General features: G+C 50.3%; 7 protein-coding genes. 4 read left to right on the top strand and 3 right to left on the bottom strand.

The features are described 5' to 3' along the window. Positions 1–962, bottom strand: a 962-nt coding sequence (locus AAF564_25360; GenBank protein MEM8488898.1) for a glycosyl hydrolase family 18 protein, incomplete at its 3' end; no start/stop codon positions are given. 87 nt (positions 963–1,049) lie between these two features. Here AAF564_25360 and AAF564_25355 point away from each other — a divergent pair. The 3 genes from AAF564_25355 to AAF564_25345 all read left to right on the top strand — a co-directional run bounded on the left by AAF564_25355 (position 1,050) and on the right by AAF564_25345 (position 5,002). Next, complete coding sequence (locus AAF564_25355; protein MEM8488897.1) at positions 1,050–2,474, top strand: T9SS type A sorting domain-containing protein; 1,425 nt, start codon at positions 1,050–1,052, stop codon at positions 2,472–2,474. A 174-nt stretch (positions 2,475–2,648) separates the two neighbouring features. After that, positions 2,649–4,082 (top strand): T9SS type A sorting domain-containing protein, encoded by a 1,434-nt coding sequence (locus AAF564_25350; protein MEM8488896.1) that lies wholly within the window; start codon positions 2,649–2,651, stop codon positions 4,080–4,082. A 215-nt stretch (positions 4,083–4,297) separates the two neighbouring features. Continuing rightward, positions 4,298–5,002 carry a tail fiber protein gene (locus tag AAF564_25345; protein MEM8488895.1) on the top strand — a complete coding sequence of 235 codons (705 nt, stop codon included), beginning with the start codon at positions 4,298–4,300 and terminating at the stop codon, positions 5,000–5,002. Between the two features lie 95 nt (positions 5,003–5,097). On the opposite strand, the gene AAF564_25340 is transcribed toward AAF564_25345, so the two are convergent. Both AAF564_25340 and AAF564_25335 read right to left on the bottom strand, forming a co-directional pair. Continuing rightward, complete coding sequence (locus AAF564_25340; protein MEM8488894.1) at positions 5,098–5,364, bottom strand: hypothetical protein; 267 nt, start codon at positions 5,362–5,364, stop codon at positions 5,098–5,100. A 68-nt stretch (positions 5,365–5,432) separates the two neighbouring features. After that, positions 5,433–5,996: a DUF4287 domain-containing protein gene (locus AAF564_25335; GenBank protein MEM8488893.1), complete on the bottom strand. Its 564-nt coding sequence runs from the start codon at positions 5,994–5,996 to the stop codon at positions 5,433–5,435. Positions 5,997–6,122: 126 nt separating this feature from the next. Between AAF564_25335 and AAF564_25330 the strand changes: the two genes are divergently transcribed. Continuing rightward, on the top strand, positions 6,123–6,329 hold a 207-nt coding region (locus tag AAF564_25330; GenBank protein ID MEM8488892.1), incomplete at its 3' end, for a hypothetical protein.

Genomic DNA, 6,329 nt, shown 5'->3' with positions numbered 1-6,329 from the left:
TCCCAATAAAGATCAAAGCTTCTTTTGTTGATGTAGTCTGTTGTCAGTTCGCGATAGGTATATGCGCGGGTAGGCCGGCCGGCTGACTGGTACAGGCCACTGTTTGTTTTGCTGACCTGTGTCCACCCTCTGCCATAGAAGGCTACCCCCAGCACAACTTTATCCGCAGGTATGCCGGCTTCCAGGTGACGCCGGACCGCGTCATCAGCATTGCGATCTGTATCGTCTGTGTAAGATGATTTGAAAAGACCTGCATGATGCCCCGTTTTCCCCGACCCTGCTGTGTAAAAATCGTACGCCATCACATTGATAAAATCTAAATACGCATGCAGCACATCCATTTGCGTGTTGGCGAAGTACCGTTGGCTGCCACTTGATGCAATGGTAAGGATATAGTCACGCCCATCTTCAGCGCCAGCCAGATCCAAATGCTGCCGGACCGTTTGCAACAACAAAGTAAAATTCAGTTTGTCTTCCGGGCGATACTTGATCCCAGGGCCGGGTTGGCCCGGATATTCCCAATCCAGGTCCACACCATCAAGGTCGTGTGCACGGACAAGGTCGACCACTTTCATCGCAAAATCGCGGCGCGATGTATCGTTCAACGCAACATCAGAAAAGTAGTCTGCCCCCCATCCGCCAATAGAAAGCACAATTTGAAGCGAAGGGTTTCTGTTACGTAATGCGGTCAGTTGGGCAAGATACGCTTCGGAGCCGGCGCTTCTGAAATAGATGGCACCTGTAGAGTCCAACCGAGCAAAAGCAAAGTTAATATGGGTCAGCTTATGCGGATCGATTTGGCGGATGTCTGTATCTGTGTTTACATATCCTATAATCCTGTAGTCACCAAAATCTGGCGCAGGCTGCTTTTTTAGCCCAATCTGACAACCCGCGATGGCGGTGCCGGCCAGCGCAATACAGGCTAAAGTAAGCAACTTGTAAAATCTCCGTACGTCAACCATACTACCTGCGTGTCGTTTTTGGATTGCCTAATCCGTTTTGTTCAGCATACACCCTTCGTTCCCTGCGATATTACCCACAGGATTACCATGGCTCGTGCATTCTATACCTGCTCTATTGTTCTCTTTACGCTGACCGCGGTTTCAGTATCCGCACAAAATTGCCTGTTTTACCCGGTTGTAGCTCAAACGCTCACGGAGCAACAGGTGGATTTGCGCAACCTCCTTTATACAGATCTCGCAGCGCAAGCACACCCACACGGCAACAGCCAATACCAGCCAGCACAACAGGCATGTATTACACAGGGTGCTCAAAATGCAACCAAGAGTGCAGATGATCCGCTTGGGACAGTTAACCGTGAACGGTGGGAAGATGCGACGCAGTCCTGGCGGCCCGATGAATTAACCGAATTCATCTATGACGAGATGGATAGGCTCGATGAAGCCAACAAGTCGCGCTGGAGTGTCGGCAACCAGATCTGGCTGCCTGTTTCCAAGAATAAATACCTTTACAACGGTGCCACAAGAGAAATTGTCACCAGCGCCTGGAATGGCACTACATTTATCAACACCCAGCGCGAAATAACATCGCGGGATACCGTTGCCAATTCGACAACTGTAAGAAGTGAAGACTGGGTTGCCAATGCCTGGCAGGTAACAAGTGTCACCACTTCTATCGATGAAGATGATTTATTACAAGAAGCACAAACCACACTCTTTCAATTCGGCTCCCCCGTTGCGACAACCCGTCTGTCGGCTTCTTATGATGAACTGAATCGGAATACGCGCTGGTTGTTCGAAGACTTTAATGAAAACACGAGCCAATGGGATACAACCGGACAGCAAATCACCATTTACACAGACTCCTCGGCGACACTCCTCGCCCAGGCCTATTTAGGGATTAACCAATGGGAGACGGTCTTTACGTTGACCAGCCAGTTTAACGATCGTGGTCTCGTAGAAATTCTGACCAGAGAGTTCTTCCAGCCTTTTCCCAGTATTAACCGGACGGTTTTTGCCTATGAAGCCGGCCACAACAATCCCATCTCAATTATCAACCAGTTCCTTGACCTTGTGAATGTCTGGACAAACGACGAAGGGGATTTTATCACCCACGATGCAGACGGAGACATCCTTGTCCGTCTGAACCAGTTGTACAACCAGGTACCGGGCAGCGCTGGCACATGGCTGAACATCAAACGGGATACCTTCACCTACGAACCCACCACAACAGCTACAGAAACGGCCACACCCATGGAATTTGCCGTCGATATTTTCCCTAACCCGGCCAATACCCCGATTACTATTAATCTCTCAACCACCGAACCGGCATCCGTTGAAATTGCCGTGTTTGATATCCTGGGCCGGCAAGTTGCCGCGTTGCGCGAAGCGGCACCCCTCACTGGCGCAATGCACCTGAACTGGGACACCTCTGCACACCCGGCCGGCCTGTATTTTGTCCGACTGCGGTTCAAAGACCGCGTACATTCCTACCCTGTCACACTGCTTCCGTAATGCCTACAGCAGCTTCGGGTGTTGAGTGCAGTACAAGAACCATCGGATCCGGGAGATATCTGTTTAAATATGGCGTAAATTTGCTATTTTTTACGCATATACTTTTAATGCGCGCCTTTCGCTCATTCAAGATGCGCACACTTTTATTAAACACATCAACCCCACATCCGACCTATGAAAAGAACGGTTACGCTATTTACCCTGTTGTTGCTCGTATTTTCTGTGCAAATCGCAGCAGCACAACAATGCCCCACAATCGAAAGCCTGACAGCCAAGGCGGCAGATCAGCAACTGCTGCCGGCCCAGATGTTGGAGGGTACAACTGGTACCTATTTCACACTGGCCCAAAGCGACCTTACCTCAGAGCAAAAACACATGTGCCTGCTTTCTCGTGGAGCCCATGCCAAATTACCCAAACTCAGCGCCGACGATCCATTGGCGAGTGTTCTGGGTGAGGTATGGGAAAACGAAGCCTGGGTTAACAACATATTTTTTGAGGTTTTTTACAATGGCGACCTCCAGACACAATTTGTTAGCAACGAATGGGATGGTGCTAGCTGGGTACCAGCAGAACGGCAAACCATTGTTGCAAGAGACAACAATGGCTTCGTTTCAGAGTCGATATTTGATACCTGGAGCGGAACTGAATGGGTTAGTATGCAGCGCATTCTTTCTGAATGGGACGACATGGGTAACCAGCTCAGGTTTGAAGGACAAGAACTTGAAAATGGTGAATGGAATTCACTTTTCATCTCTGAAACAGTGATTACAGATGAGAGCAGCATCACGATTTCACAGGGAGAAGACGAAAGCACCGGGATGTTTGAGAATTTTTCTCGGGAGACGATTGAATTTGACGATCAAGGCAGGGAGTCCATCCGTTTGTTTGAAGCCTGGAATGGAGATATGTCTGCCTGGGAGTTTTTGACCCGAGAGACGAAGACCTACCAGGATAACATGGTCACTGAACTCTCCCAGTTTCCTGATGGCATGGGTGGCTGGTTCAATTTTGAGCAAACAGTCTTCACCCTTAATGACGCCGGACTTCCCATTGAGGAGTTGAGTTCTAGTCTGTTGTTAGGTACAGCTGATCCGTCCAACCGCATCCTGTCAACGTATAACGACATGGACCTATTGATCGAAGAACTCGATCAATTACCCGATGGCGCCGGCGGCTGGTTTACCGACTTCGCCTACTTCGCCACATATGACAGCGACGGCGACCCCATCGAAGAAATATACCAGATTGACGACGGTACAGGTAAGCGCTCAGCGCTGGTAAACGACGAACGCGATACCTACAACTACGGCCAGACTGCAACGTCAGTTGAAGATGAGCTGGGTGGCGTGCTGACTTCTTTCGACATCTACCCGAGCCCGGCACAGGGCCGCGTGCAGGTTGAAGTTACGCTGGAGCAGCCAGCAGCACTTGCCGTAGATGTATTTGATGTGCTTGGCCGCCGCGTACACCAGATGGCAGATGAACAGGCTGCTGCCGGCACCCAGCAGTTTGCCTGGGAGCCCGGTGATATGCCAGCCGGCATGTACTTCATCCGCATCACACTTGACGAGCGTGCCCAAACCCGGCCGCTTATGCTGATGAAATAAAACAGTTTTTTGCTGATCCCAGAAAGGCGAGCCGATTTCTTCGGCTCGCCTTTTTCTGTTTAGAGAAAATTCTCCCGTAAGCCATGCGCCTTTTTGCAGCTTTTTGGTGTGTCTATTCATGAACACTGTCCCCAAAAGACAACCATTCCACTTTTGGATTCCCACGCACCCAGACTAATGCAAAACTGGATGCATCTTTTTATCAGGAGAATACTATGCGCACTGTAAAACAATTACTTTTTTGCTGCTGCTTCATCTTCGGCGTTTCAGCAGTAACGCCCGCAGATTCGAATGCCCAAACTGATCCATATATTGGCCAAGTTGCCACATTCGGATTTAATTTCTGCCCCCGTGGCTGGACGCCGGCCCAAGGTCAGTTGCTTTCCATCGCACAAAATACTGCACTCTTTTCGCTTTATGGCACAATGTATGGCGGCGATGGGCGCACTACTTTCGCCTTGCCAGACCTCCGGGGACGCGCTGTAGTGACCGCCGGCCAGAGCCCAGGTTTGCACCATTACCCAATGGGTGCTAGAGGCGGAATAGAAACAGTGACTTTATCAATCGCAGAAATGCCCTCTCACAATCACCCGGGCACAGCTTCGGGCGTTTCATCAGCTACCGCAACCATGACAGGTACCGCAACCGCCACGGTTGCGGCTACCCAGGAAAAAATTCTGCGGCAAAGCGGTAGCGATTCAGGGGTAGCTGAACGATCAGGCGGCACCTCAGATGGTACCATCTCTGCACCAACCGTAACCGTCTCCCTGGACAACCTCGCCATCAGTAGCATCGATGTGAATGGCCTTGCAGTTACCACCCATAACGTAGGCGGCAACCAGGCGCACGAAAACCGTATGCCTTACCTGGCCATGACAAGCTGCGTTGCCCTCGTCGGGGTATTCCCAAGCCGTAATTAATTTGGGTTTGGCGCACTAACAGACTTGCTACAAGCAAAAAGAGGTATGGCAATCTGGTTGCCATACCTCTTTTAATTTTAAGCCTTCCCGGCGGATTAATGCCCTACTTCATCGGCGGGCTCTACTTCCCCAACCGGCTCAACCTCTCCAATCGGCTCTACTTCTCCAGCAGGCTCAACCTCTCCCACCGGCTCTACTTCGCCTGCCGGCTCTACTTCTCCGGGCGGCTCAGCGTGCAGCGCTTCTTCTTGCAGTTCTGCAGCAGTCTCATTTGCCGGCGATGCACAACCTGCGAGCACAAACAAAAGCAAGAGCAAACATGAACCAATCGATGTAAACCAGGAAGTTTTCTGATAATGCATGGGATACCCCGTCGTGTAAAATTAATTCTTTAATACTAATTACGGGAGGATCCCATCAAAAGATGCGGTCAGGCAGCATCGTAGGCATCGCGCAACCACCCAGCCAGTGTATCATCCACCTGCGTAGCATCCGTAACCCGAACACGGTGCGAGACCATGCCATTAAAGCTGCCGGATGCCTCAAGTCGGTCTGTTGGTGCTACACCTTTCAAATTTATTCCCACGTCAACGCGTGTTTTTGTCGAAGGCTGGATCAGCCCAAACTGCTTACTCCGCCGGAGGCTGACATAGCTTTTCTTAGGCGCTATGGTCACATCATCGCCAAAAGCTTCAATGATCTTGATGAGCTGATCATAGATGGGTTTTAGCTCAGCTTTGGCACCCGCATACTGGGCGGCAACGAGATCTGTCGCTGCTGGCACAGGCTCGCCGGCTGCTCTTGCCTTGTGAGCAATCAAGTTTGCAAATCCATGCGTAATTCCATGCTCCGTCTTCAACAACTTAATTATCTGCCCATGCTTCTCAAGCCCACTCTCCTTCACGATCTGAATCCATGCGCCCAGGTCCTTACCTGTTTTTGCTTCAAGGTTGTTGATCATGGTCTGCGCCATGTCTTCGGGTGTGCTAGCCATAATATGTTAAATCTTTTCAATATTGAGAGATGCGTCATGCATCTACGGGTACGCTGGTTTTATTGTTCGGGACAATTCCCTATATATAACGCTTACCTTCACCTCACCAGCTAATCATTACGACCAATGAAAACGATCCGCGTTGCTTACAGCTTTGTGCTGTTGCTCCTTTTTCAAGCAACTCCCGCAATGGCCCAGGGATTTGGAGGCGCCATGGCATTGGGAGAAAATACCATTTTTGTAGGCGAAGCCCGAAATACAAATTTTCCCGGTTCAGTATACGTTTATGCAGATGATGAAAAACCGGGCACCTGGATTGAAACAACCAGGCTT

It is taken from the genome of Bacteroidota bacterium (genome assembly GCA_039111535.1).
Classification (GTDB): Bacteria; Bacteroidota; Rhodothermia; order Rhodothermales; family JAHQVL01; genus JBCCIM01.
This window is presented reverse-complemented; position numbering and strand designations above follow the sequence as displayed.